Origin of the sequence: Trujillonella humicola, assembly GCF_046233715.1 — a bacterium.
In the GTDB taxonomy this organism is placed as follows: Bacteria; Actinomycetota; Actinomycetes; order Mycobacteriales; family Geodermatophilaceae; genus Trujillonella; species Trujillonella humicola.
Map to the genome: position 1 here is coordinate 1 of NZ_JBJNRJ010000059.1, position 22,420 is coordinate 22,420.

Sequence of the window (22,420 nt, forward strand, 5' to 3'; positions counted from 1 at the left end):
CCCCCCCCCCCCCCCCCCCCCCCCCCCCCCCCCCCCCCCCCCCCCCCCCCCCCCCCCCCCCCCCCCCCCCCCCCCCCCCCCCCCCCCCCCCCCCCCTCGGCCGTTCGCCCGTCCCGTCGCAGCCGACAACACCGCCCCAGGACACCGGAGGAACCCATGAGCGAGTGGGTGCACGTCGCCGAGCTCAAGGAGCTCACCCGGCGCAAGAAGAAGCAGGTGACCGTCGCCGGCACGCCCGTGGCGCTGTTCCTCATCGAGGACGAGGTGTACGCCCTGGACGACGTCTGCGTGCACAAGGAGCGGTTCCTCTCCAAGGGCACGATCCTGGACGGCCAGGTGATCTGCCCCGGACACCAGTGGAAGTTCGACCCCCGCACCGGCCGCCCGGAGGACCAGCCCGGCTGCCAGGCGACCTGGCCGGTGATGGTGACCGAGGAGGGCGCCGTGCTCGTCGGGACGGCGCCGGCCACGCCGCGGGAGAGCAGCGGCCTCGAGGACGTCCCGGCGGTGACGCCGTGACCGCCGCACCGACCGACGGGCAGACCGTCGCCGTCGTCGGGGCCGGGCACGTCGCCGCCGCCCTCGCCCGCACCCTGCGCCGCCGCGGGTTCGCCGGCCCGGTGGTGATCGTCGGCGACGAGCCGACGGGCCCCTACCAGCGGCCGATGCTGTCCAAGGAGCGGCTGGGCGGAGACGTCGAGGCCGGCCTGTGGCTGCTCGACCAGGAGTGGTGCGCCGCCAACGACGTCACCCTGCGCACCGGCTCCCCGGTCGAGCGGCTCGACGCCGGCGGCGCCGCGGTGCTGCTCGAGGACGGCAGCAGCATCCCGGCCGACCTGGTCGTGCTGGCGACCGGGGGACGGCCGCGCCGGCTGCCCGGCGTCGAGGGCGACCGCGTGCACACCATCCGGACGCTGGCCGACAGCGACCGGCTGCGCGACCGGCTGGTGCCCGGCCGCCGCGTCGGGGTCCTCGGCGGCGGGTTCCTCGGCACCGAGGTCGCCGCGGCGGCCGTGGCCCGGGGCGCGGAGGCGGTCGTGTTCGACCGCGACCCGCTGATCCTCGCCCGCGGGCTGGGCGCCGACATCGGCACCGCGGTGCAGGCCCTGCACGCGTCGCGCGGCGTGCAGTTCCGGCTCGGCCGGGCCATCGACGCCATCGACGTCGGCGCCGACGGCGTCACCCTGACCACCGCGGCCGGCACCGACACCGTCGACGACCTGGTCGTGTGCATCGGCATCGAGCCCAACACCGAGGTCGCCGTCCGCTCGGGGCTCGTCGTCGGCAACGGCGTCGAGGTCGACGCGGAGTGCCGCACCTCGGTCCCCACGGTCTTCGCCGCCGGCGACGTCGCAGCCCACGACCACCCGCGCTACGGCCGGGTCCGCGTCGAGCACGTCGACGTCGCCCAGCAGCAGGCCGCGGCCATCGGCAAGACCATCGCCGGCAAGCCGGCGACCTTCGCCGACCCCCACTGGTTCTGGACCGACCAGTACGACGTCAACATCCAGGGGCTCGGCCTGGGCGGCATCCGCCCGACCGACGAGATGGTCAGCCGCGGCGACCTGTCCGCGCTCGACGGGACGGTGTTCTGGCTGCGCGACGGCGTCCTCGTCGCCGCGGCCGCCGTCGAGCGCGGCGAGGACGTCTCCGTCGCCCGCGAGCTGATCGACCTGGAGATCCCGGTGCGGGCCGAGCAGCTCGCCGACGAGGGTGTCGAGCTCGACGAGCTGCTCGACGCCGAGGAGGTCAACGCCTGATGAGTGCCACCGTGAGGAACCTGGTCGAGGGCCAGTGGGTCGACTCCGTCACCGGCCGCACGCTGGAGCGGCGCAACCCCGCCGACGAGCGCGACCTGGTCAGCGTCTTCCCCGAGTCCGACGCCAAGGACGCCGAGGCCGCCGTGGCCGGTGTCCGGGCCGGCTGGCACGAGTGGGCCGCGAAGAGCCCCGAGCAGCGGGGCGCGGCGCTCGAGCGTGCCGCCGCCGTGCTCGAGGGGCAGCGCGCGAGCCTGGTCGAGGAGCTCGTCCGCGAGGAGGGCAAGACCCGCGCGGAGGCCACCATGGAGGTCTCCCGGACGCCGATGAACCTGCGCTTCTACGCGGGCGAGGCGCTGCGCACCACGGGCTCGACCATCCCCAGCAGCGACGGCAGCCTGCTGTTCACCCACCGCGCGCCGGTCGGGGTGGTCGCCGCGATCACCCCGTGGAACTTCCCGCTGAACATCCCCTCCCGCAAGCTCGGCCCGGCCCTGGCCGCCGGCAACGGCGTCGTCTTCAAGCCCAGCGAGGTCACCCCGCTGCTGGGCGTCCGCCTGGTCGAGGCCCTGCTCGAGGGCGGCGTCCCCGCCGGCGCGCTCGCCGTCCTGCACGGCGGCGCCGAGGTGTCCAAGGCGCTCGTGGCCGACGACGGGCTCGACGCGGTCACCTTCACCGGCTCGACCGCGGTGGGGGAGTCGATCCACTCCGTGGTGCGCGCCAGCCAGCGCACCCAGCTGGAGATGGGCGGCAAGAACCCCATGATCGTGCTGGAGGACGCCGACCTCGACCGCGCGGCGACGCTCGTCGCCAAGGGCGCGTTCGGCCTCGCCGGCCAGGCCTGCACCGGCACCAGCCGGCTGCTGGTGCACGCCGACGTCCACGACGCCCTCGTCGAGCGGGTCGCCGCCAAGGCGGCGGCGCTGCGGCTGGGCAACGGCCTGACCGACGGCGTGGACGCCGGCCCCCAGGCCACCGCCCGGCAGAAGGAGAACGTGGTCGGGTACGTCCGCCGCGCCCTCGACGACGGCGCGCGCCTGGTCACCGGCGGCCCGGACGCCCCCGAGGGCGAGGACCTCGCGCACGGGCACTTCGTGCGGCCCACGGTCTTCACCGACGTCGACCCGGCCTCGGAGCTGGCGACCGAGGAGGTCTTCGGCCCGGTGCTCGCGGTGCTGCGGGTCGGGTCGCTCGACGAGGCGGTCCGGCTCGCCGGCGCCACCCGGTTCGGCCTGTCCGCCGGGATCGTCACCAACGACCTGGGCCGGGCGATGCGCTTCGCTCGCGAGGTGCCCGCCGGTCTGGTGAAGATCAACCAGACCACCACCGGTCAGTCGATGAACGCGCCGTTCGGTGGCCTGAAGGACAGCAGCACCCAGACCTCGAAGGAACAGGCAGGAGAAGCGATGATGGCCTTCTACACGGCCGACAAGACGGTGTACCTGAGCGCATGAGCACTCCGGAGAACACCGACGGCTCCCGGCCCGCGCCGGTCACCGACGCCGAGCTCGACTCGGCCTCGACCGAGTGCCAGTTCGTCCGCATCTGCCGCAAGGGGCAGGTCCCCGAGGGCTACGTCCGGCGCTTCTACGCCGAGACGGACAAGGGGCAGCTGGAGATCGCCGTGGCCCGCCTGGACGGCAAGGCGTACGCCACGAGCAACTACTGCACGCACCTGGACTGCCTGCTGAGCTCGGGCAAGCTGCAGGACGACGGCATCCGCTGCTCCTGCCACAACAGCGTCTTCGACCTGGAGACCGGCGCGCCGATCCAGCCGCCGGCCACCGAGCCCATCCGCACCTACCCGGTGCGCGAGGAGGACGGCCAGGTGCTGGTCGGCCTCTCCGAGCGCGACGTGCTCGAGGGCGGGCCCCGCCGGCGGAAGCCACCGGCGGCCGGGTGATGGCGGCCCGCACCGGCACCTGGACGCCCGGGGAGGAGGCCGGCCGCGGGCCGACCGTCTCCACCGGCGGGATGGTCACCAGCAGCTCCCCGGCGGTCAGCCGGCTCGGTGCGGACGTGCTGTCCGGCGGCGGCAACGCCGTGGACGCGGCCCTCGCCATGACCGCCATGGCCTGGCTGACCCTCCCCGGGCAGTGCGGGATCGGCGGGGACGCCTTCTTCGTCGTCCGCGAGCCCGACGGGCGGGTCTGGACCGTCAACGGCAGCGGGTACGGCCCCGACGGCGCCTCCGCCGAGGGCTACCGCGACGAGGGGCTGACGGCGCTGCCGCTCGGTGGCGCGCGGTCGGTCGCCGTCCCCGGTGCCATGGGTGCCGTCGCCGCCCTGCACCGCGCCGGGGCGACCCGCTCCCTGGCCGAGCTGTGGGCCCCCGTCGCCGCCGCCGCCCGCGCCGGCGTGCCGTGCTCGGTGAAGAACCGGGCCGACATCGGCGAGCACGCCGGCTCGCTGGTCCGCGACGAGGCGCTGGCCCGGTGGCTGCTGCCCGGCGGGCGGGTGCCCGCGGTGGGCGACCTGCTCCCGGCGCCGGAGCTGGCCGACAGCATCGAGCTGCTGGCCGGCGATCCGCTGGCGTTCTACCGGGGGCCGCTGGCCGAGCGGGCCGTCGACCTGCTGCGGGCCGGCGGCGCCCCCTTCTCCGGCGACGAGTGGGCCGACGCGGCCGACGTCGCCGTCCTCGAACCGCTCGTCGGGCGGTACGGGGACCTGCTGGTGCACCAGACGCCCCCACCCACCCCCGGCTGGATGGTGCTGCAGCAGGCCGGCCTGCTCGACGGCGACCTGACCGGGCTGCCGACGCTGGGCGCCGACGCCGTGCACCGCATGGCGCTCGCCGCGCGGCGGGCCTTCCGGGACCGCTACGAGCGGTGCGGGTCGGACACCGACGCGTGGCGGTCGCTGCTCGACCCGGCGAACCTCGCGCAGGCGCGCCGCGAGCTGGGCGGGGAGCCGGCGGTCGCCGGTCTCGGGGTCGGCATGGCCGGGGACACCACGAGCTGCGTGGCCGTGGACGGCGACGGGCGCGCGGTGAGCGCGATCTCCTCGCTGGCGTTCACCTACGGCGCGCGGATCTCGATCCCCGGCACGCAGATCGCGCTGAACAACCGGCTCGGGCGGGGCGCCTACCTGATCCCAGGCCACCCCAACGCCCTGGCCCCGCGGCGCAAGCCGCTGCACACCCTCAACGCCTGGGTCGCCACCGACCGGGCCGGCGGGCTGCGGCACGTCGGGAACACCCCGGGTGGTGACGGTCAGGTGCAGTGGAACGTGCAGCTGATCTCGCACCTCGTCGACGGCGGGCTCGACCCGCAGGCAGCGGTGGCCGCACCGCGGTTCACCGTGCACCCCGGCAGCGACGCCGACGCGATCGACAGCCCGGAGACCCTGCAGGCGGAGAGCCGCCTGGGGGCGGTCACGCTCGCCGAGCTCGCCGACCGGGGCCACGTGGTCCGCGACGTCGGGCCGTGGGGCGCCGGGGGCAGCGCGCTCGTCGTCTCCGTCGACGACGAGCGGGGCGTGCTCGCCGGCGGCGCCGACCCGCGCCAGGACGGGGTGGCGCTCGGTGTCTGAGGTGCACAGGTCTGAGATGCAGGGGCGGACCGCCGTCCCCCCGCAGGGTGCCTACGTGCCGGCCGTCGTCCACGGCGGCATGGTCTGGACGGCGGGGATGACCCCGCGGCGCGAGGGTCGGCTGCTGGTCCGGGGCACCGTCGGCCGCGAGGTCGACGTCGCCACCGCGCGCGAGGCGGCGGCGACGGCGGCCGGCAACACGCTGACCGCGGTCGAGGAGGCGCTGGGGTCGCTGGACGCCGTCGAGCGGGCGGTGAAGCTGACGGTGTTCATCGCCGCCGTGGACGGCTTCACCGAGCACGCCGCGGTGGCCGACGGCGCCTCGGCGGTGCTCCGGGAGAGGCTCGGGGACCGGGGTGTGGTGGCCCGGGCCGCGATCGGGGTGGCGACGCTGCCCGGCGGCGCGCCGGTCGAGGTCGAGCTCCTGGCCGCCGTCCGCGCCACCTGAGTCCGCGAGATCTGCACACTCGTCGCCATCGGGGCGTGATGGTGACGAGTGTGCAGATCTCGCCGGGTACTACGGGCGCTCGGTGACGCCGACCGACGCGATGTGGTCGGCGAAGCCCTGCAGCGCCGCGGCGCCGACGGCCTTGTCCTGCTCACCGTTGCCGCCGCTGATGCCGACGCCGCCGACGATCTGACCCTCGTGCACGATCGGGAAGCCGCCGACGAAGATCGCGAACTTGCCGGGCAGCATCTGGTTGATCCCGAACGCCTCGTTGCCGGGCAGCGCCGGGCCGTTCGGCGGCTCGTTGAACAGGTGGGTGGCGCGCTCGTGCCCGGCGGCGGTGAAGGCCTTCGCGATGGAGATCTCCACGCCGGTCAGCCGGGCGCCGGGCAGCCGGTGCAGCGCGACGACGTTGCCGCCGTCGTCGACCACGCAGATCGTCTGCTTGACGCCGATCTCCTCGGCCTTGGCACGGGCGGCCTGCAGGACCGGCAGCGCATCGTCGAGGGTGATCCGGAAGACCTGGTGCACGGGGTTCTCCTCCTCCGGCCCGGGGGCCGGGTGGTCGACTGCCGTCCCGCGGGGCGAGGACGGCCGGAAACCCCACCCTCACGGGCGCACCGCTTACCAGCAATGGTGACACTGCCCGCCCGATCGGGTAAGCACTTGTGCACTCTGACCGAAGGGGCCCGCTCATGCCGCACGCGCATTCCGACGACGCCCTGACCCTGGCCCGGCTCCTCCAGGAGCCGGCGCTGCGCAGGGCCCGCATCCACGCCGGGCGCGCGGGGGCGGTGACCCGCCTGGACTGGGTGGTGCCGTGGGGTGCGGCCCAGACCGACGAGCCGCTGTCCGGCGTCCTCGTGCACGCGCACGCCGCGGACCTCGCCGAGGAGGGCACGACCCTCGAGCGCGCCGCCGCCCGCCTGGCCGACCGCGGAGCCGCCGCGCTGCTCGTCGACGGGCACCCGGCCGGCCCCGCCTGTGCCGGGGCCGCCGCCCGCATGCCGCTGGCGACGATGGCCGAGACGGTCCCCTTCGCGGTGGTGAGCCGGCTGGTCGCCGAGCTCGCGCTGGCGCGGGAGACCCACGACCTGCGCTACGGGCTGCAGGTGCACCGCGCCCTGGCCGAGCTGCTCTACCGGGGGGCGGAGCTGTCGGCGCTGTGCAGCCAGATGTCGCGGATGTCGCGGCGGCCGGTCGCCGTGTTCGACAGCTCCGGCGCCCTGGCGGCGCTGGAGCAGCCGACCCCGCGGATGGTGGAGCCCGACGACCTGGTCGCGGCCTTCGCCGGGCAGGCCGAGACGCTGGGGGCGTCCGGGGAACCCCGGGAACTGCACCCGCGGCTGGCCGACATCGTCCTGGACGGGCGCGAGGTGGCCTGCACGCTCACCCCCATCGTGCTCGGCGGCCGGCACGACGGCTGGGTCCTGCTGCTGGAGGAGAGCGACGACCCGCACCCGCACGACCTGGCCCAGCACCGGGTGCTCATCGAGCAGGCCGCGCCCATCATCGGGACCGAGATGCTGCGGCTGCGCAGCGTCCAGCGGGCCAAGGAGCAGGCCCGGGGGGACTTCGTGCACGGGCTGCTGCACGGCCGGTTCGCCACGCTGGAGGACATCAGCGCCCGGGCGGCCCACTACCAGTTCCCGGTGCGGTCGTGGTTCGGCGTCGTGGTGGCCTCGGGGCTGACCACGGCCGCCGACGTCGACTCCCCGGCCCGGTTGCAGGGCATCGCGATGCAGGCGGCGCGGCTGCTCCCCGAGCAGGACCGGCACACCCAGGCGGCGATGGTCGGGGACGTGCTCGTCGTCGTCCGCGAGGCGGCGCGCCGGGGCACCATGGGCACCCCGGACAACGCGGTGGCCGCCATCGGCGAGTACGCGACGGCGCTGCACCGCTACCTCTGCCAGCGCAAGGACCAGGGCTCCCGGCCGATCCGGGTCGCCTACGGCCGCCCGGTGGTGGGGGCGCTGGCGATCCCCGACAGCTACCGGGAGGCGCGGCTGGCGCACGGCCTGCAGGGGCGGCTGGAGCTGGCCGCCGTCTGCGGTTACCAGGAGCTGCGGGTGCACGCGGTGCTGGAGGAGGTCGCCGCCAGCCGCACCGGCCGGTCCTTCGCCGTCGACGTCCTCGCCCCGCTGCGCGACCCGGCCGCCGGGGAGCTGGAGGCCACCGTGCTGGCCTACGTGGCCGCCGGGGGCAACGTCAACGCCGCCGCCCGCGACCTGCACATCCACCGCAACACGATGCTCTACAAGCTCGACCGGGCCTCCCGCCTGCTCGGCATGGACCTGCGCCAGGCGGAGAACCAGTTCGCCGTCTGGCTGGCGCACACCCTGGACCTGCTCGCCGCGACCGGCGCGGAGGTCGACCGGGTGGTGCGGCCGGCCTGACGCCGGAGGTTCAGGTCGCGGGCGGCGGGGTGGGCGAGGCGGGTGCAGCGGGCGGAGCGGGCGCGGCGGGCGGCGGGTCGGGGACCTCCCGGCCGACGAAGCTCACCGCGAGGCCGAGCAGGGCGACCACCGCGCAGCCGCCGAAGAGCCCTCCCAGGTGCGCGGGGTAGGCGGCGGCGACCGCAGCGGCGCCGACCGAGGCACCGACGAAGCGCATCATGTTGAACAGCCCCAGACCGGCGCCCTTCTGCCCGGCGGGGGAGCGGGTCGCGCCGCCCAGCGACGGCGTCTGCACCAGTGCGACGCCGAGGCCGGCGACGACGAGCACAGCACCGAACGCCGCGACCGCCGTCGAGCGCAGCCCGAGCAGGACCGCCAGCGACACCGAGCTGGCCAGCAGCACCAGCAGGCCCGTGCGCAGCACCGTGCGCGGGCCGATCCGGTCGGCCAGCCGGCCGACCAGCGGCGCGGACGTCGCCCAGACCACGGGCAGCAGGAAGACCAGCAGCCCGGTGGCGGTCTGGGAGAGCTCGACCACGCCGGTGAGGTGCAGCGGGACGGCGACCAGCGTGGAGAAGAGCACCACCTGCTGGACGAACACCCCCACCGCGCTGCGCAGCCAGCGCGTCTCCACGAGCAGGCGGGGGTCGATGTAGCCGTCGGGCCGGCGCAGTCCCGTGGCGACGAAGACGCCCAGCGCGATCAGCCCCACCGCGGCGGCCACCGCGGGCAGCCAGCCCGGGACGCCGTCCTGGGGGGCGACGGTGATGGCCGTCATCAGCGCCGCCACGCCCAGGGTGAGCGAGCCGATGGCGGGGACGTCGATCGGGACGCGCTGGGCGGTGTCCCGCGGCATCATCACCGCGGCCAGCACGAGGACGCCGACCGTGATCGGCAGCAGCAGCCAGAAGATGGAGCGCCAGCCGAAGGCGTCGGCCAGCAGCCCGCCGATCGGCGGCCCGACGGCCTGCCCGATGCCGTTGGCCGCACCCCAGGCCCCCATCACGCGGTTGCGCCGGGAGGAGGGCCAGAGCCGGGCGAGGGTGCCCATGACCGCGGTCGGGACCAGGGCGCAGCCGATGCCCTGCAGCGCGCGGCTGGCTACCAGCAGGGGCAGCGTGGGTGCCATGGCGGCACCGAGGGTGCCGGCCAGCAGGACCGACATGGCCAGCACCAGGGTGCGCCGACGGCCGAGCCGGTCGCTGACCCAGCCGGTGGTGGGCATGGCCACGGCGAGGACGAGGACCGTGGCCGAGGCGACGAGCACGCCCTGGCTGACCGGGGCGGCGAAGCCGTCGGTGATCTCGCGCAGCGGCACGTTGACGATGTTGTTGCTGACCGTGCCGAGGAAGGTGGCGCCCAGCAGGGCGGCGAGCAGCCACCCCGCCCGCGCCGGCGGTCCGGCCGCGGTCCCACCGGGTACGGCGGGGGGCTGGGACCGCACCGGTCTCGTCGAGGTCACGAGGCGTCCTCTTCCTGTCCGCGTGGGAACCAGCCTGTCAACAGGGGGGAAACGTTCCTACGGCACGCTGCACATTACGGACGGATCCGGATGTGCACTTCGCTCATGGACGGGCCCCCGTGCGTCGGGGACGGTGTCCGTCATCACATTGGGCTCACACCCCCAAGGGGCGTCGATGCAACTCACAGCAGCGCACTGGGTCTTCCTGGCAGGGGTCGTCGTGATCCTCGCCACGATGGTCATGCGCAAGAACATCGTGGTCCCAGCCGTGCTGGCCACGTTCCTCACCGCGCTGGTCTGGTCCGGCAGCTTGGTCACCGGCATCTCGTCGGTCTTCAACGCCAGCCTGGTCGCCGCCACCAACCTGTTCAACATCTTCCTGATCATCGCGATGGTCACGGCGATGCTGCGGGCCCTCGAGGGGTTGGGGTCCGACCGGCGGATGGTCGCCCCGTTCCGCAAGGTGATGCGCAACGCCCACCTGTCCTGGTGGACGCTGGTCATCGTCACCTACTTCATCTCGCTGTTCTTCTGGCCGACCCCCGCCGTCCCGCTGGTGGGTGCGGTGCTGATCCCGGTGGCGATCCGGGCGGGTCTGCGCCCGCTGGCCATCGGCTTCACCATCGCGATCGCCGGCCAGGGCATGGCGCTGTCCTCGGACCGGATCATCGGCGTCGCGCCGCAGCTGTCGGCGACGACCGCCGGGGCGGACGTCTCGGTGGTCGCCGACCGCGCCTTCGTGCTGTCCCTCATCGTGGGCGGTGTGGCGCTGGCCATCGGCTACGCCATGGAGATCCGCAAGATGCGCCAGCCCTCGGACGCGCTGCTCGAGGAGTGGGAGTCCGCGGCCGACCGGCGGGCCGGCTCGTCGGACGCCGAGGCCCGCCAGGACGTGACGCTGGGCGGCAGCCCGCGCACCGGCGGGGACGGTCCGTCCGGTGCCGGCCGCCCCGCCGACGGGACCGGTGGCGGCGGCCCGTCGCTGGAGGGCGAGCGCGAGCTCGTCGGGGTCCCGGCCGGTGGCCCGGCCCCGCGCGACGAGGCCGAGGTGGTCGCGACCCGGCTCGGCAAGGGACGGGCGCTGGTCGGCACGCCGGCCGGGGGCCCGGTGCCGGCGGAGCAGCACACCATCCACCCGGTGGAGAAGCCCCTGGCCTCCAAGGCCTTCGCGATCATCGTGCCGCTCGCCTACCTGGCCATGATCATCTACCTGATCGTCGCCACCGTGTCGGACGCGGTGCCGGACCTGCAGGGCGGTGACGCCGCGGCGCTCGTCGGTGGCATCGCGGTGCTGGTGATGTTCGGCGCGGCCTTCGCCCGCAGCGGGGCCAACATGCTGGAGACGGCGGCCGACCACATCATCGACGGCCTGGTGTTCGCCTTCAAGGCGATGGGCGTGGTCCTCCCGATCGCCGGGTTCTTCTTCCTCGGCAACGCCGAGTTCGCCGCCACCATCCTGGGTGTCGGCGAGGGTGAGGAGGCCCCGAACCTGCTGTTCGAGCTCGTCACCCGGGCCCAGGAGCAGCTCCCGGAGAACGCCCTCATCACGGCGTTCGGGATCATGCTCGTCGGTGTCGTCGCCGGCCTGGACGGCTCCGGCTTCTCCGGCCTGCCGCTCACCGGCGCGCTGTCGGGCTCCCTCGCCGAGGGCGCCGGCGTGAGCAGCGCGACGCTGGCCGCGATCGGTCAGATGGGCAACATCTGGTCCGGTGGCGGCACGCTGGTCGCCTGGTCCTCGCTGCTCGCGGTCGCCGGCTTCTGCCGGGTGTCGGCCGTCGACCTCGCGAGGAAGTGCTTCGTGCCGGTCATCTCCGGCCTGGTGGTGGCCACCGTGCTGGGCGTGCTGATCTTCGGCTGACCCGGCCCGTTCCGCCGGGCCCCACGAGAGGCAGCAGCCCCGGACCGCATGTGCGGTCCGGGGCTGCTGCGCGTGCCGGGGGCGGACGTGGGCGGGCGCCGCCGGGTCCTGCGGCGGCCGGGGGCAGGGCATGATGCGCCGCCGTGCCCCCGTACCGCCGCGCCCGCCCGTCCCTGCTCGCGTTCGCGCTCCTCACCGGGCTGGCGTTGCTGAGCGCGGCCTGCAGCCCGACCACCGGGGGCGGTGGCTCGCCGGCCGGGGCGGGCGGGGCCGCCGGCGGGGAGGACTCGGTCCTCGGCATGCTCGCCCTGCTGCCGCCGCTGGACGCCGACGAGCTCGGCGTGGTCACCGTGACCCGCTGGCACGCCGGCGCCGCGGCCCACGGCGTCGAGGTGCCGGGGCCCGGGGCGGATGCCGACGCGATCCTGGACTACGTCGCGGCGCTGACCCTCGACGACGGCGGCCTGGCCCAGGGTAGTGCGCTGCTCGACCTCACCACCGTGGCGCGCAGCTCCACCGAGGAGGACTTCGGCTTCGGCGCGCAGCAGATCGCCGCGGACGTCTCCGCCGGCCTCCCGCCGCGGGTGCTCTCCGCCGCCCGTGGCGACTTCGACCCGGAGGCGGTGACCGAGGCGACGCTGGCCGGTCCGGTGGGCGCCGGCACCGAGCAGGTCGAGGTGGACGGGGTGCCGGTGCTGCGCTGGCTCGGAGACCTCGAGACCGACCTGTCCCAGCGGCACGCGCTCTCCCCGGTCGGTCTCGCGGGCCGGCTGGGGCTGCCCGACGGGGGCACGCTGCTGCACGCCGGCTCCGACGACGGGATCGCGAGGCTCGTGGCCGCCGCGACGGGCGGCCCGAGCCTGGCCGACGACGAGGACCTCGCCGCCGTCGCCGCCGCCCTGGACGCCGAGGGGGTGCTCGCTGCGCAGCTGACCACCCGGCCCGAGGGCAGCGACCTCGGGTACGACGCCGTCGGCATCGGTCTGGTCCGGGACGGCGCCGCCCGGGTCGTGCTCGCCTACGCCACCGGCTCCGCGGCCGAGGCGGCGACCCTGTCCGCCGAGGTGGAGGAGCTGCTCACCGCCGGCTCGAGCAGAGCCGGCGGGCGCCCGTGGAGCAGCCTGCTGAGCGATCCCGACGTCGGCACGGAGGGCTCGCTGGTCACCGTCACCGCCACCGTCGAGGGGCCGGCCGGGCTCTGGGCGCGGTTCCTCCCGGTCCGCGAGAACCTCTTCTGACGCGTGCCGCGCGCGCCGGGGTGCACGCGGCTGGCACGATGGGGTGCGGATCGGGAATCGGGCACGCGCCCAGGCGTTGGTACCGGAGTACCGGTCCGGGAGCCGCACGCGATCCCCGACCGAGGTCCGCGCGCAGCCGCGCCCCAGCCCGCACCGGCGGCTGCGGCGCCCGGCTCGAGGCCCGCCGGCGTCCGTCGCCGGCGGGGGACAGGGACGTCCCGTCCCGGGGCACGAGGCCCCCGGGGACGTCCCCGGCCCGTCCGCGGGCCGTGCAGCACGCTGCCGGGGCGACCACGCCCCGGGGAACGTCCGAGGAGGATCCGTGGCTCGAACGGGCCAGCGCCCGACCGGCGCCCGCCGTACCGCCCCCCGGGGGCAGCGCCGGGTGCCCGCCCGCGGCGACGTCGTGGGGATCCTGGCGCGCGGCGCCCGGCACGTCGAGGCTGCCGCCCAGCGCGGCCGGGTGACGCCCGCGGTGCGCGCGGAGTTCCAGGCCGTCGCGCTGCTGCTGCGCGAGGAGCGCGCCCGCGTCCGGACGGCGGAGGGCAGCGACGCCTGGCGTTCCGAGCAGCTCAAGCGGCTCGACGGCATCGCCACGATCCTGGCCACGACCGCCGTCCGGGACGCCGGGCTGATGGCGCTGCTGGCCGAGGACGCCGTGGTGTCCGACGCGGCACGCACGATCAAGCGGGAGATGCTCCGGGAGATCGGCGTCGAGCCGGAGCCCGAGGAGGAGGCCGCGCCGCAGCCGGCGGCCGTGCCCGCCGCCGCCGAGCGGCGGGTCGTGCCGCAGTCGGTCATCTCCCGTCAGCTGGCCAACCCCTTCCTCGCCCCCGACTTCTCCGCCGTCGCCCAGCGGCCCGCCGCCCCCCGCCGCCTGGCCGGGTGGGAGCTGATCGGCCCGCTGCTGAGCTCCTTCGAGCGGGCCGGCGGTGCGCCGGCGTGCATGGACCTGCCGTTCCCGACCTCCCGCTTCACCCCGGCCGGCCTGGAGCTGATGACCCACCAGGGGCAGCTGGTCGCCGCCGCCGTCGCCGGGCACCGGACCTTCCTGCTGGCCGACGAGCCGGGCCTGGGCAAGACGGCGCAGGCGCTGCTCGCCGCCGAGGCGGCCGACGCCTACCCGCTGCTCGTCGTCGTCCCCAACGTGGTCAAGACCAACTGGGCCCGCGAGGCCGCACGGTGGATCCCGCACCGGCGGGCCACCGTGGTGCAGGGGGACGGGGACACGGTGGACGGCTTCGCCGACGTCGTCGTCGTCAACTACGAGGTGCTCGACCGCCACGTCGGCTGGCTGGGCGGGTTCGGCTTCGGCGGCATGGTGGTCGACGAGGCGCACTTCATCAAGAACAAGACCTCCCAGCGCTCGCAGCACGTGCTGGCGCTCTCCGAGCGCATCCGGGAGCGCACCGCGCGGCCGCTGCTCATGGCGCTGACCGGCACCCCGCTGATCAACGACATCGACGACTTCCGGGCGATCTGGCAGTTCCTCGGCTGGATCGACGACGGCAAGCCGCTGGGTGAGCTGATGGAGGCGCTGGAGGCCACCGGCCTGACGCCGGCCGACCCCGGCTTCTACGCCGCCGCCCGGCGGTGCGTGGTCGACCTGGGGATCGTGCGCCGGCGCAAGGTCGACGTCGCCGCCGACATCCCCGCCCGCCGCATCGCCGACCTCCCGGTCGAGCTGGACGGCGCGGCCGGCCGGTCGATCCGTGCCGCCGAGCGCGAGCTGGTCCGCCGCATGGTCCGCCAGTACGAGAACGCGCTGGCCGCCCGCGCGGTGACCACCGACGGGATCGATCCCGACCTGGTGCGCCGGGTGGCCCGCTCGGAGCTGAAGGACGCGGCCACCGGCACCGGCGAGAACGTGTTCGGGATGATGCGCCGGATCGGCCGGGCGAAGGCCGAGCTGGCCGCCGACTACGCCGCCCAGCTGGCCCGCAGCGCCGGCAAGGTCGTCTTCTTCGCCAAGCACGTGGACGTGATGGACGCCGCGGAGGAGGCCTTCACCCGCCAGGGTGTGCGGTACTCCTCCATCCGCGGCGACCAGACGCCCGCCGCCCGGCAGCGGGAGGTCGACGCCTTCGTCACCGACCCGGGCGTGGCGGTCGCGGTCTGCTCGCTGACCGCGGCCGGGGTCGGGCTGAACCTGCAGGTCGCCTCCAACGTCGTCCTCGCCGAGCTCTCCTGGACCGACGCGGAGCAGACGCAGGCCATCGACCGCAGCCACCGGATCGGCCAGACCGAGCCGGTCACCGCCTGGCGGATCATCGCCGCGCAGACCCTCGACTCCCGCATCGCCGAGCTGATCAGCAGCAAGGCCGGCCTGGCGGCGCGGGCGCTCGACGGCTCCGACGAGGAGGTGGCGCCGGCCGCCGACGTCCAGCTCGAGGCGCTGGTCGCCCTGCTGACCGACGCCCTGCGCGAGGGCGCCGGCCAGGAGGCGGGCGCGGCGTCCTGACCGCGCGGCCGAGGTACTCAGCCGACCCCGGAGAGCCGGATCGGGCCGAGTCCGGCGTGGCCGTTGCGGGCCTTGGTGGACAGGTAGGAGGCGTTGGCCGCGGACAGGTGCACGCCGGTGGGTACCGACGCCGCGACGGTGACGCCGAGCTGCCCGAGCTGGTCGGCCTTGTCCGGGTTGTTGCTCAGCAGCGCCACCCGGGAGATGCCCAGCGCGTGCAGCATCTGCGCGGCGACCGTGTAGTCGCGCTCGTCGGGGGCGTGGCCGAGCGCCACGTTGGCCTCGTAGGTGTCCAGGCCGGTGTCCTGCAGCGCGTAGGCGTCGAGCTTGTCGTAGAGCCCGATGCCGCGACCCTCCTGGCGCAGGTAGAGCAGGTAGCCGCCGGCGACCGTGATCCGCTCGACCGCCTCGCGCAGCTGCGGGCCGCAGTCGCAGCGCTGGCTGCCGAACACGTCGCCGGTCAGGCACTCGCTGTGCGGCCGCACCAGCGGGACCGCCCCGGGTTCGCCGCACGCGAGGGCGAGGTGCTCGCGGCCGTCGACCAGACCGGTGAAGCTGCTGACCAGGACGGTCGCGGCGTAGCCGTCGGGGAAGCGCAGGGGGACGCGGACCTGGGTCCGGACCGTCGCGGCCGGCGGGCGGGCGGTCATCGGTCGGCGCCCGTCGCGTGCTCGGCGCAGAAGCGCTCGGACAGCGCGTAGCGCAGCAGCACCACGTCGCCGATGGCGCGCACCTCGGCCAGCGGCGCCCGGTGGGCCGCCGTCCACGGGAAGCGACCGTCGCCGACGAGCCGGGGTGCCCGGCAGTCGCCGACGAACAGCGGGGCCACCACGAGCTGGAGCTCGTCGACGAGGCCCGCGGTGAGGAACTGGGTGAGCACGGTCCCGCCGCCCTCGACCATCAGCCGGTCGACCCCCCGTGCCGAGAGGTGCTCCAGGACGCCTGCGACGTCGACGTCGGGCCCGGGGCCGGTGTCGACCACCTCGGCGGCCGGTCCCAGCCGGGACCGCAGCGCGCCGGCGGCCGGGCTGGGGCAGTAGACCAGCTTCTCCGGGTCGCCCGCGGTGAAGAACGCGGCCGAGGGGGCCAGGTCGCCGCGGCGGGTCAGCGTGACCTTCGCCGGCGAGGCGGGCCGCCCCCGCGACGACCGCTCGGCGCGCCGCTGCGCCGAGCGGACCAGCAGGCGCGGGTCGTCGGCACGCACGGTGCCCGCGCCGACCAGGATCGCGTCGCAGCGCGCACGCTCGGCGTCGACCCGGTCGAAGTCGTCGGGGTTGGACAGCAGCAGCCGGGTGGCGGCGGCGCTGTCCAGGTAGCCGTCGATGGACATGCCGCAGCTGAGCAGGGTGTAGGGCCGGTCAGCCATGGGGCGCTCCGTTCTGTGGGATCCCGGCGGTCACGACGGGGGACGGGCCCGCGGCCGGGGCGGGGGACGCCGGCGGCGGCCGCCGGCCCGCGAGCAGGACCAGGGCGCCGGGCAGCACCGACACCAGCGCCAGCACCCCGAAGGCGGTCGCCGTCGCCGCCCCCGAGGCGGCGCCCGGCCCGGCGGCCGCGAACACCGCGGCCGCGGCACCCTCGCGCGGGCCCCAGCCGGCCACGCTGAGCGGGACGGCGGCGGCCAGGAGGACGACGAGGGCCAGGGGCAGCAGCCGCGGGAACGGCGTGGACACCCCGGCCGCCCGGGCCGCGACGGCGAAGAGCGTCACGTGCCCGGCGACGGCGAGCACGGACGCGACCACGACCGGCCCCAGCGCGGGCGGCCGCAGCAGCACGTGGCGCCCCTGCGCCGCGACGGCCCGCAGGGTCCGTGCCACCCGGGCCGGCCCGCGCCGCACCGCGCCCCGGCCGAGGACCAGCAGGACGGCGACGACGCCCGCGCCGGCCAGGACGACGCCCGGCACCGCCCCGCGCACCGGCGAGGGCACCGCGAGCAGGACCGCTGCGGTGAGGGCGACCTGGACGACCTGCCCGGCGACGCGCTCCCACACGACGGCGCGCACCCCGGTGCCGAGGTCGCCGGCGTCCAGCCCGTGCCGCACCCCGCGGTGGACGTCGCCCACCACCCCGCCGGGCAGCGTGCTGTTGAGGAACTGCGACCGGTAGTACGCGGCGGTCGCGGCCCGGAGCGGGAGGCCGACGCCGAGGGCGCCCGCGACGACCCGCCAGCGCCAGGCCGAGCAGACCGTGGTGAGGGTCCCGATCGCCAGCGCGGCGAGCAGGGCGCCGGGGCCGAGCCCGCGCACGCCGTCGAGCAGCGCGCCCGGCCCGACCCACGCTGCGACGGCCGCGAGCAGCAGGACGCCGCCGACCAGGCGCGCCGCCGCTCCCGCACGTCGTCTCACGCCGATCGGCCCTCCGTCCCTCTCACCGGGCAGCACGGATCCTCGCCGGATCCGGTTCACCGGGGACCGGCTCACCGGCGTTGCGGGCGGCGGCGGCCGCCGCCAGCGCACGGCGCAGGTCCGCGCCGGTCCGCGCCCAGCCCGGCAGGGCTGCCCGGCGGTCGAGCGCGGCCCCGCGCAGCCGGCTGCGCAGCGCGGGGTCGGCGAGCCACCGCCGGAGGGCGGCGGCCAGGGCGTCGGGGTCCTCCGCCGGCACGAGCAGCCCGGGGACGCCGGAGGCGGTGCCCCCCAGCGCCTCCGGCAGGCCGCCCACCGCGGCGGCGAGCACGGGCACGCCGGCGGCCAGGGCCTCCCCGGCGACCATGCCGTAGGTGTCGGCCCGCGAGGGCACGACGAGCAGGTCGGCGTCGGCGTACTCCCGGCGCAGCGCCGCCCGGCGGAGCGTGCCCGGCATGGCCACCCGCCCGGCGATCCCGCTCGTGACGGCCTGCCCGGCCACCGCCGCGGCGAAGGTCGGGTCCCGGTCGAGGGGGCCCACCAGGCGGCAGCGCCAGGGCAGGTCCGGGAGCCGGCCCAGCGCCGCCACCAGCAGGTCCTGCCCCTTGAGCGGGGACAGCGTCCCCACGCACAGCAGCCGGCCCCCCTCCGGCGAGGGCGCGCTCGGCGGCGCCGGCTCGGTGCCCGGGCGGGCGACGTGCACCCGCCCCGCCGGCACCCCGTACCGCTCGAGCACGCGGCGGCGGGTCCAGCCGCTGGTGGTGACGACGGCCCGGGCGGCGGTGAGCACCGCCGCCTCGTCGCCGGCGGGCACGGCACCGTCCGGTGGAGCTCCGCCGAAGAGCATGTGCACGAGGACGACGAGCCGCAGCCGCCGGGCGCGGGGGACCACCACGGGGCGGGCCGCGGAGGCGACCAGGCCGTCGACGAGGACGAGCGCGCCCTCCGGGACCGCGTCGAGGGCCCGCGCCAGGTCGGCGAGGGCCGCGTCGCCGGGTCGCGGCCAGGCACCGGCCACGGGCACCTCGGTCACCCGCAGCCCGGCGGCGCGCAGCTCGTCGCAGACCGCGCGGTCGTAGCGGTTGCCGCCGCTGACCCGCGCCGGGTCGTCGATCCCCGCCGGCACGACGACGGTCAGGGCGCCCGCGGCGGTGACGGCGTCCACGGGTTCAGAGCGACCGGTCGTGGCTCGCCCAGGCCACGTGCGACTCGTGGAGGGTCACGGTGAGGCCGGCCAGGGTCCGGCCGCCGTCCCCGAGCGCGCCGTCGGCGATCCGCGCCGCCAGCCGGTCGGCGACCACCCGGGCCAGGACCTCCGTCGTCGTGTTCGTGCCGGCGAGGTCGGGCTCGTCGTCCAGGTTGCGGTAGGTGAGGCCGCCCAGCACCTCGTGCAGCAGGTCCGCGGCGGCGCCGATGTCGACGACCAGCCCGTCGCCGTCGACGTCGCCGCGGCGGAAGGTCGCGTCGACCACGTAGGTCGCGCCGTGCAGGCGCTGGGCGGGTCCGAAGACGGCGCCGGTGAAGCTGTGCGCGATCATCATCGAGTCGCGGACCGTCACGGCGTACACGCGGCCTCCTCGTCGTCGGTGGTGGGGGCTCGGTCGACGGCGTAGTCGATCGTGTGGCACAGGGCGGGCAGCCGGCCGTCGGCCAGCCGCGCCATCACCCCGGGCAGCTCGGCGAACGGCGAGGAGCCGGTCAGCAGCGCGTCGAAGGCGTCGTCGCGCAGCAGCCCGAGGGCGAGTGCGAGCCGGTCGCGCGGGGTCCGGGTGGTGCGGCGGGCCGGGGCCACCGAGCCGACCTGGCTGGCCCGGACGGCCAGCCGGCCGGAGTGGAAGGCGCCGCCGAGGGCCACCGCCACCTCCCGGTCGCCGTACCAGCTCAGCTCCAGCACGGTGCCCTCGGCGCGCAGCAGGTCCAGCGACAGCTGCAGCCCGGCGGCGCCGGCGCTGGCGTGCACCACGAGGTCGCGGCCGGCCGCGGCGCCGTCCGGCGCGGTGAACGGGACGCCCAGCCGCGCGGCGACGTCGGCCCGTCCCGCGTCGACGTCCACCAGCTGGACCTCCACGCCCGGGAAGCGGGCGAGCAGCCGGGCGACGCAGCAGCCGACCATCCCGGCGCCGACGACGGTGACGCGGTCGCCGAGCAGGGGTGGGGCGTCCCACAACGCGTTCACCGCGGTCTCCACCGTGCCGGCGAGGACGGCGCGCCGGGCCGGGACGCCGTCGGGGACGGGGACGACGGCCGACGCCGGCACGACGTAGGCGGTCTGGTGCGGGAACAGGCAGAAGACCGTGCGCCCGAGCAGGTCGGGCGGCCCGTGCTCCACGACCCCGACGTTGAGGTAGCCGTACGCGACGGGGCCGGGCAGGTCGCCGTCCTGGAACGGGGCGCGCATGACCTCGCGCTGCCCGGCGGGCACCTCGCCGCGGAACACCAGCGTCTCGGTGCCCCGGCTGATCCCCGTGTGCAGCGTGCGCACGACGACGTCCTCCGGGCCCGGCTCGCGCAGGCGGACCTCCCGGATCTCCCCGGCCCCGGGCGCGCGCAGCCAGAAGGCCCGGGCGTCAGCCACCGTCACCCTGCCCGGCCCCGGGCGTGAAGGCGTCGAGGAACCGGTCCCGGAACGCGTCCATCGGCCACTCCGGCGCGTCGGCGCCCGGGACGAGCCCGCCCTGCCACTCCCACGACTCCACGAGGTCCAGCACCGCCGGGTCGGAGGCGACGATCGTCACCGGCACCCGGGTGCCGGCGACGGGGCCCGTGACCGCCGTGATCGGCTGGTGGTCGCCCAGGAGGACGATGACGACGTCGTCCTGCCGCGCGACCCAGGTCAGCAGCGCCTCCAGGGAGTACTCGATGGACTCCCCGTAGAGCCGGCGGACGGCGCCGGGATCGGCCAGCACCTCCTCGGCGGACAGGCCCTCCGCCGGCATGGGGTCGTAGACCGAGCCGTCGCCGAGCGCGTCGTCGGGCACCATCCGCGGCAGCGGGGTCCACGGCCAGTGCGAGGAGACCAGGTCGATCTGCGCCATCACCGGGTCGTGCCCCGGTGCGAGCTCGAGCCGCTCGAAGGCGGCGAGGGTGAACTGGTCGGGTACCGGCGCCCAGCCGAACTTCGGCCCGGTGTAGCCCAGGCCGTGCTTGTCGTAGACGTGGTCCAGGCCGTAGAAGGCCGCGCCTTCCTGCCACTCCTCCTCGTGGGCGGGGTTGACCCCGACGGTGCGCCAGCCGGTCGAGCCGAAGGCGTCGAAGAGGGTCAGCCGGTCGCCGGCCATCAGCCGGTCGTAGCTCACCTGGTTGTCCACCCACAGGCCGGACTGCAGGGTGGCGTGCGCCAGCCAGCTGAGCCCGCCGAAGGTCGGGGAGTCCAGCCAGGCGCTGCGCGCGGCCATCCCGGCCCGGTCGAGCGCCGCGGACGCGTCCCGCAGCACCGAGGCGACGCCGGGGGAGATCCCGGGATCGATGAGCGCGACCTCCCCGTAGCTCTCGACGAAGACGACGAAGACGTCCGTGCCGCGCAGGGAGGACAGCAGCTCGGGACCGCTGAGCCCGCCGAGGGTGTCCGGTGCCCGGCTGGCCTCCTCGAAGCGCCGCTGGGCGGCCAGGGTCGCCGAGACGTCCCGCCCGTGCTGGACGGCCAGCGCGGCGCTGCTCGCCGAGGCGACGGGCCCGGCCGGCGCCAGCTGCAGCGACAGCGCGGCGCACACCGCCCACACCACGCCCAGCCCGGCGAGCCCCCGGGCGGTGCGGTGCCGGTGCCGGGCGGTGACGCCGGTGAGCCGGACCGCCGAGGCGGCCACGACGGCCACCAGCAGGGCGACGACCAGGCCCACCAGGACGAGGACGACGTCGGTCGACCCGGTCCCCAGCACGTCGCGCGCCGCCCCGATCGCCGGGCCGAACGAGCTCCAGTCGACCACCAGGTCGAAGCGCCGGCCCAGCTGCGCGGTGAACCCCACGTCGAGCAGCTTCAGGACGACGAGCAGGCCCAGGACGATCCCCGCGCCGGCCGCGACGCCCCGCCGCGCCCGGGCGGGCAGGACCAGCCCGACGGCGACCAGGACCAGCCCCTCCAGCGGGATGCGGGCGAAGGCGCCCGGCGTGAGCAGGTCCAGCCGGGGCGGCAGCACCAGGGCGGCCCAGACGACCGCGCCCGCGGCCAGCGCCGAGCCCCACCGCACCGCCGTCCGGGTCCGCGGGCCGGCGCCGGCGCGGAAGAGCCAGACGACGCTGCGGCCGAACGACTCGGTCAGCAGCACCAGGGCGACGGTGACGGCGACCAGGCCCACCGGGCGGGGCAGCACCCCGGAGGCCGCGACGGTGAGCACGACGCCCTGCACGGCGGCGACGACCTTGGCCCAGTACCGGTACGGCAGCGGCGCGCGCAGCCAGCGGACCGCCCAGCCCGCGGCCAGCAGCACGTAGCGGGCGGCGCCGATGGCCAGCACCCAGGCGCCGTACTCGCGCGACACCGCGACGCTCAGCACGAGGATGAGGTAGGCGTCGACCTCGCCGTCCAGGCGCGCCCCGAAGGGGGTGGCGGTCCCCGTCCGGCGGGCCACCCGCCCGTCCACGGCGTCGAGCACGAGCGCTCCGGCGGCGAGCGGGACCAGCGCGCCGACCGGCAGCGGCCCGCCCGCCGATCCGGCGACGAGCGCGGCGACCCCGGCGGTCAGGACCGCCCGGGTCAGGGTCACCCGGTCCGGGGGCAGGATCGGCTCGCCGCGGCGGGCCCGGCCGGCCGTCAGCAGCCCGGTGGCGGCCCAGCCCGAGGCCAGGCCGACGGCCCAGCCGGCGGCGCCGAGGTCCGCGACCAGCGAGAGGACGCCGAGCAGGACGGGCGTGGCGAGCGTGCCGAGGACCGTCTCCCGCGGGACCGAGCGCACGGAACCCCCTCAGCGTCGGACGCCTCTGAGGAGGAGCA

Annotated in this window: 19 protein-coding genes; 10 read left to right on the top strand and 9 right to left on the bottom strand. The window is 76.4% G+C overall.

All coding sequences use genetic code 11. The features are described from left to right. The first annotated feature begins 156 nt into the window (after positions 1–156). The 6 genes from ACK586_RS21445 to ACK586_RS21470 are packed head-to-tail and all read left to right on the top strand — an operon-like array spanning position 157 to position 5,736. The gene (locus ACK586_RS21445; RefSeq protein ID WP_409332543.1) at positions 157–519 is read left to right on the top strand and encodes a Rieske (2Fe-2S) protein; all 363 of its coding nucleotides are present in this window, start codon (positions 157–159) and stop codon (positions 517–519) included. Then, positions 516–1,760 (top strand): NAD(P)/FAD-dependent oxidoreductase, encoded by a 1,245-nt coding sequence (locus tag ACK586_RS21450; protein ID WP_409332544.1) that lies wholly within the window; start codon positions 516–518, stop codon positions 1,758–1,760. Before ACK586_RS21445 ends, ACK586_RS21450 begins: the two co-directional genes overlap by 4 nt. Beyond that, a complete protein-coding gene (locus ACK586_RS21455; RefSeq protein ID WP_409332545.1) occupies positions 1,760–3,211 on the top strand; it encodes an aldehyde dehydrogenase family protein in 1,452 nt (483 codons plus the stop codon). Before ACK586_RS21450 ends, ACK586_RS21455 begins: the two co-directional genes overlap by 1 nt. Beyond that, complete coding sequence (locus tag ACK586_RS21460; RefSeq protein WP_409332546.1) at positions 3,208–3,660, top strand: Rieske (2Fe-2S) protein; 453 nt, start codon at positions 3,208–3,210, stop codon at positions 3,658–3,660. The genes ACK586_RS21455 and ACK586_RS21460 overlap by 4 nt, the downstream gene beginning before the upstream one ends. Further along, positions 3,660–5,288, top strand: coding sequence for a gamma-glutamyltransferase family protein (locus tag ACK586_RS21465; protein ID WP_409332547.1), 1,629 nt, complete (start codon positions 3,660–3,662; stop codon positions 5,286–5,288). The genes ACK586_RS21460 and ACK586_RS21465 overlap by 1 nt, the downstream gene beginning before the upstream one ends. 16 nt (positions 5,289–5,304) lie before the next feature. Continuing rightward, the gene (locus ACK586_RS21470; RefSeq protein ID WP_409332548.1) at positions 5,305–5,736 is read left to right on the top strand and encodes a RidA family protein; all 432 of its coding nucleotides are present in this window, start codon (positions 5,305–5,307) and stop codon (positions 5,734–5,736) included. A 69-nt stretch (positions 5,737–5,805) separates the two neighbouring features. Here ACK586_RS21470 and ACK586_RS21475 read toward each other — a convergent pair whose 3' ends face one another. After that, positions 5,806–6,267: a GlcG/HbpS family heme-binding protein gene (locus ACK586_RS21475; RefSeq protein WP_409332549.1), complete on the bottom strand. Its 462-nt coding sequence runs from the start codon at positions 6,265–6,267 to the stop codon at positions 5,806–5,808. Positions 6,268–6,431: 164 nt separating this feature from the next. Here ACK586_RS21475 and ACK586_RS21480 point away from each other — a divergent pair, with 164 nt between their 5' ends. Next, a complete protein-coding gene (locus ACK586_RS21480) occupies positions 6,432–8,132 on the top strand; it encodes a PucR family transcriptional regulator (protein WP_409332550.1) in 1,701 nt (566 codons plus the stop codon). Between the two features lie 10 nt (positions 8,133–8,142). Here ACK586_RS21480 and ACK586_RS21485 read toward each other — a convergent pair whose 3' ends face one another. Continuing rightward, complete coding sequence (locus tag ACK586_RS21485) at positions 8,143–9,594, bottom strand: MFS transporter (protein WP_409332551.1); 1,452 nt, start codon at positions 9,592–9,594, stop codon at positions 8,143–8,145. Between the two features lie 175 nt (positions 9,595–9,769). Between ACK586_RS21485 and ACK586_RS21490 the strand changes: the two genes are divergently transcribed. From ACK586_RS21490 to ACK586_RS21500, 3 genes are all read left to right on the top strand, one after another. After that, positions 9,770–11,452, top strand: a complete 1,683-nt coding sequence (locus tag ACK586_RS21490; RefSeq protein ID WP_409332552.1) for a hypothetical protein — start codon at positions 9,770–9,772, stop codon at positions 11,450–11,452. A gap of 143 nt (positions 11,453–11,595) precedes the next feature. Next, the gene (locus ACK586_RS21495) at positions 11,596–12,690 is read left to right on the top strand and encodes a hypothetical protein (RefSeq protein ID WP_409332553.1); all 1,095 of its coding nucleotides are present in this window, start codon (positions 11,596–11,598) and stop codon (positions 12,688–12,690) included. Positions 12,691–13,012: 322 nt separating this feature from the next. Beyond that, positions 13,013–15,151, top strand: coding sequence for a DEAD/DEAH box helicase (locus ACK586_RS21500; RefSeq protein ID WP_409332554.1), 2,139 nt, complete (start codon positions 13,013–13,015; stop codon positions 15,149–15,151). Positions 15,152–15,168: 17 nt separating this feature from the next. Here the strand turns inward: ACK586_RS21500 and ACK586_RS21505 are convergent, their stop codons facing one another. The 7 genes from ACK586_RS21505 to ACK586_RS21535 are packed head-to-tail and all read right to left on the bottom strand — an operon-like array spanning position 15,169 to position 22,382. Beyond that, positions 15,169–15,801, bottom strand: coding sequence for a GTP cyclohydrolase II (locus ACK586_RS21505; protein WP_409332555.1), 633 nt, complete (start codon positions 15,799–15,801; stop codon positions 15,169–15,171). Beyond that, positions 15,798–16,517: a RibD family protein gene (locus ACK586_RS21510; RefSeq protein WP_409332556.1), complete on the bottom strand. Its 720-nt coding sequence runs from the start codon at positions 16,515–16,517 to the stop codon at positions 15,798–15,800. Before ACK586_RS21510 ends, ACK586_RS21505 begins: the two co-directional genes overlap by 4 nt. Then, entirely contained in the window at positions 16,510–17,496 is a 987-nt protein-coding gene (locus ACK586_RS21515; protein ID WP_409332557.1) for a lysylphosphatidylglycerol synthase transmembrane domain-containing protein, read from the bottom strand. The genes ACK586_RS21510 and ACK586_RS21515 overlap by 8 nt, the downstream gene beginning before the upstream one ends. Before the next feature lie 22 nt (positions 17,497–17,518). Then, entirely contained in the window at positions 17,519–18,658 is a 1,140-nt protein-coding gene (locus ACK586_RS21520) for a glycosyltransferase family 4 protein (RefSeq protein ID WP_409332558.1), read from the bottom strand. Between the two features lie 4 nt (positions 18,659–18,662). Further along, entirely contained in the window at positions 18,663–19,061 is a 399-nt protein-coding gene (locus tag ACK586_RS21525) for a 6-pyruvoyl trahydropterin synthase family protein (protein ID WP_409332559.1), read from the bottom strand. After that, complete coding sequence (locus ACK586_RS21530) at positions 19,049–20,068, bottom strand: zinc-dependent alcohol dehydrogenase (protein WP_409332560.1); 1,020 nt, start codon at positions 20,066–20,068, stop codon at positions 19,049–19,051. The genes ACK586_RS21525 and ACK586_RS21530 overlap by 13 nt, the downstream gene beginning before the upstream one ends. After that, positions 20,061–22,382 carry a CDP-alcohol phosphatidyltransferase family protein gene (locus ACK586_RS21535; RefSeq protein ID WP_409332561.1) on the bottom strand — a complete coding sequence of 774 codons (2,322 nt, stop codon included), beginning with the start codon at positions 22,380–22,382 and terminating at the stop codon, positions 20,061–20,063. The genes ACK586_RS21530 and ACK586_RS21535 overlap by 8 nt, the downstream gene beginning before the upstream one ends. Between the last annotated feature and the right edge of the window lie 38 nt (positions 22,383–22,420).

What these genes read in the sequence shown, in the direction of transcription:
- ACK586_RS21455 (WP_409332545.1), top strand. Translation starts at nt 1,760, where the DNA reads ATGAGTGCCACCGTGAGGAACCTGGTCGAGGGCCAGTGGGTCGACTCC.
- ACK586_RS21505 (WP_409332555.1), bottom strand. Translation starts at nt 15,801, where the DNA reads ATGACCGCCCGCCCGCCGGCCGCGACGGTCCGGACCCAGGTCCGCGTC.
- ACK586_RS21445 (WP_409332543.1), top strand. Translation starts at nt 157, where the DNA reads ATGAGCGAGTGGGTGCACGTCGCCGAGCTCAAGGAGCTCACCCGGCGC.
- ACK586_RS21490 (WP_409332552.1), top strand. Translation starts at nt 9,770, where the DNA reads ATGCAACTCACAGCAGCGCACTGGGTCTTCCTGGCAGGGGTCGTCGTG.
- ACK586_RS21465 (WP_409332547.1), top strand. Translation starts at nt 3,660, where the DNA reads ATGGCGGCCCGCACCGGCACCTGGACGCCCGGGGAGGAGGCCGGCCGC.
- ACK586_RS21510 (WP_409332556.1), bottom strand. Translation starts at nt 16,517, where the DNA reads ATGGCTGACCGGCCCTACACCCTGCTCAGCTGCGGCATGTCCATCGAC.
- ACK586_RS21480 (WP_409332550.1), top strand. Translation starts at nt 6,432, where the DNA reads ATGCCGCACGCGCATTCCGACGACGCCCTGACCCTGGCCCGGCTCCTC.
- ACK586_RS21470 (WP_409332548.1), top strand. Translation starts at nt 5,305, where the DNA reads ATGCAGGGGCGGACCGCCGTCCCCCCGCAGGGTGCCTACGTGCCGGCC.
- ACK586_RS21460 (WP_409332546.1), top strand. Translation starts at nt 3,208, where the DNA reads ATGAGCACTCCGGAGAACACCGACGGCTCCCGGCCCGCGCCGGTCACC.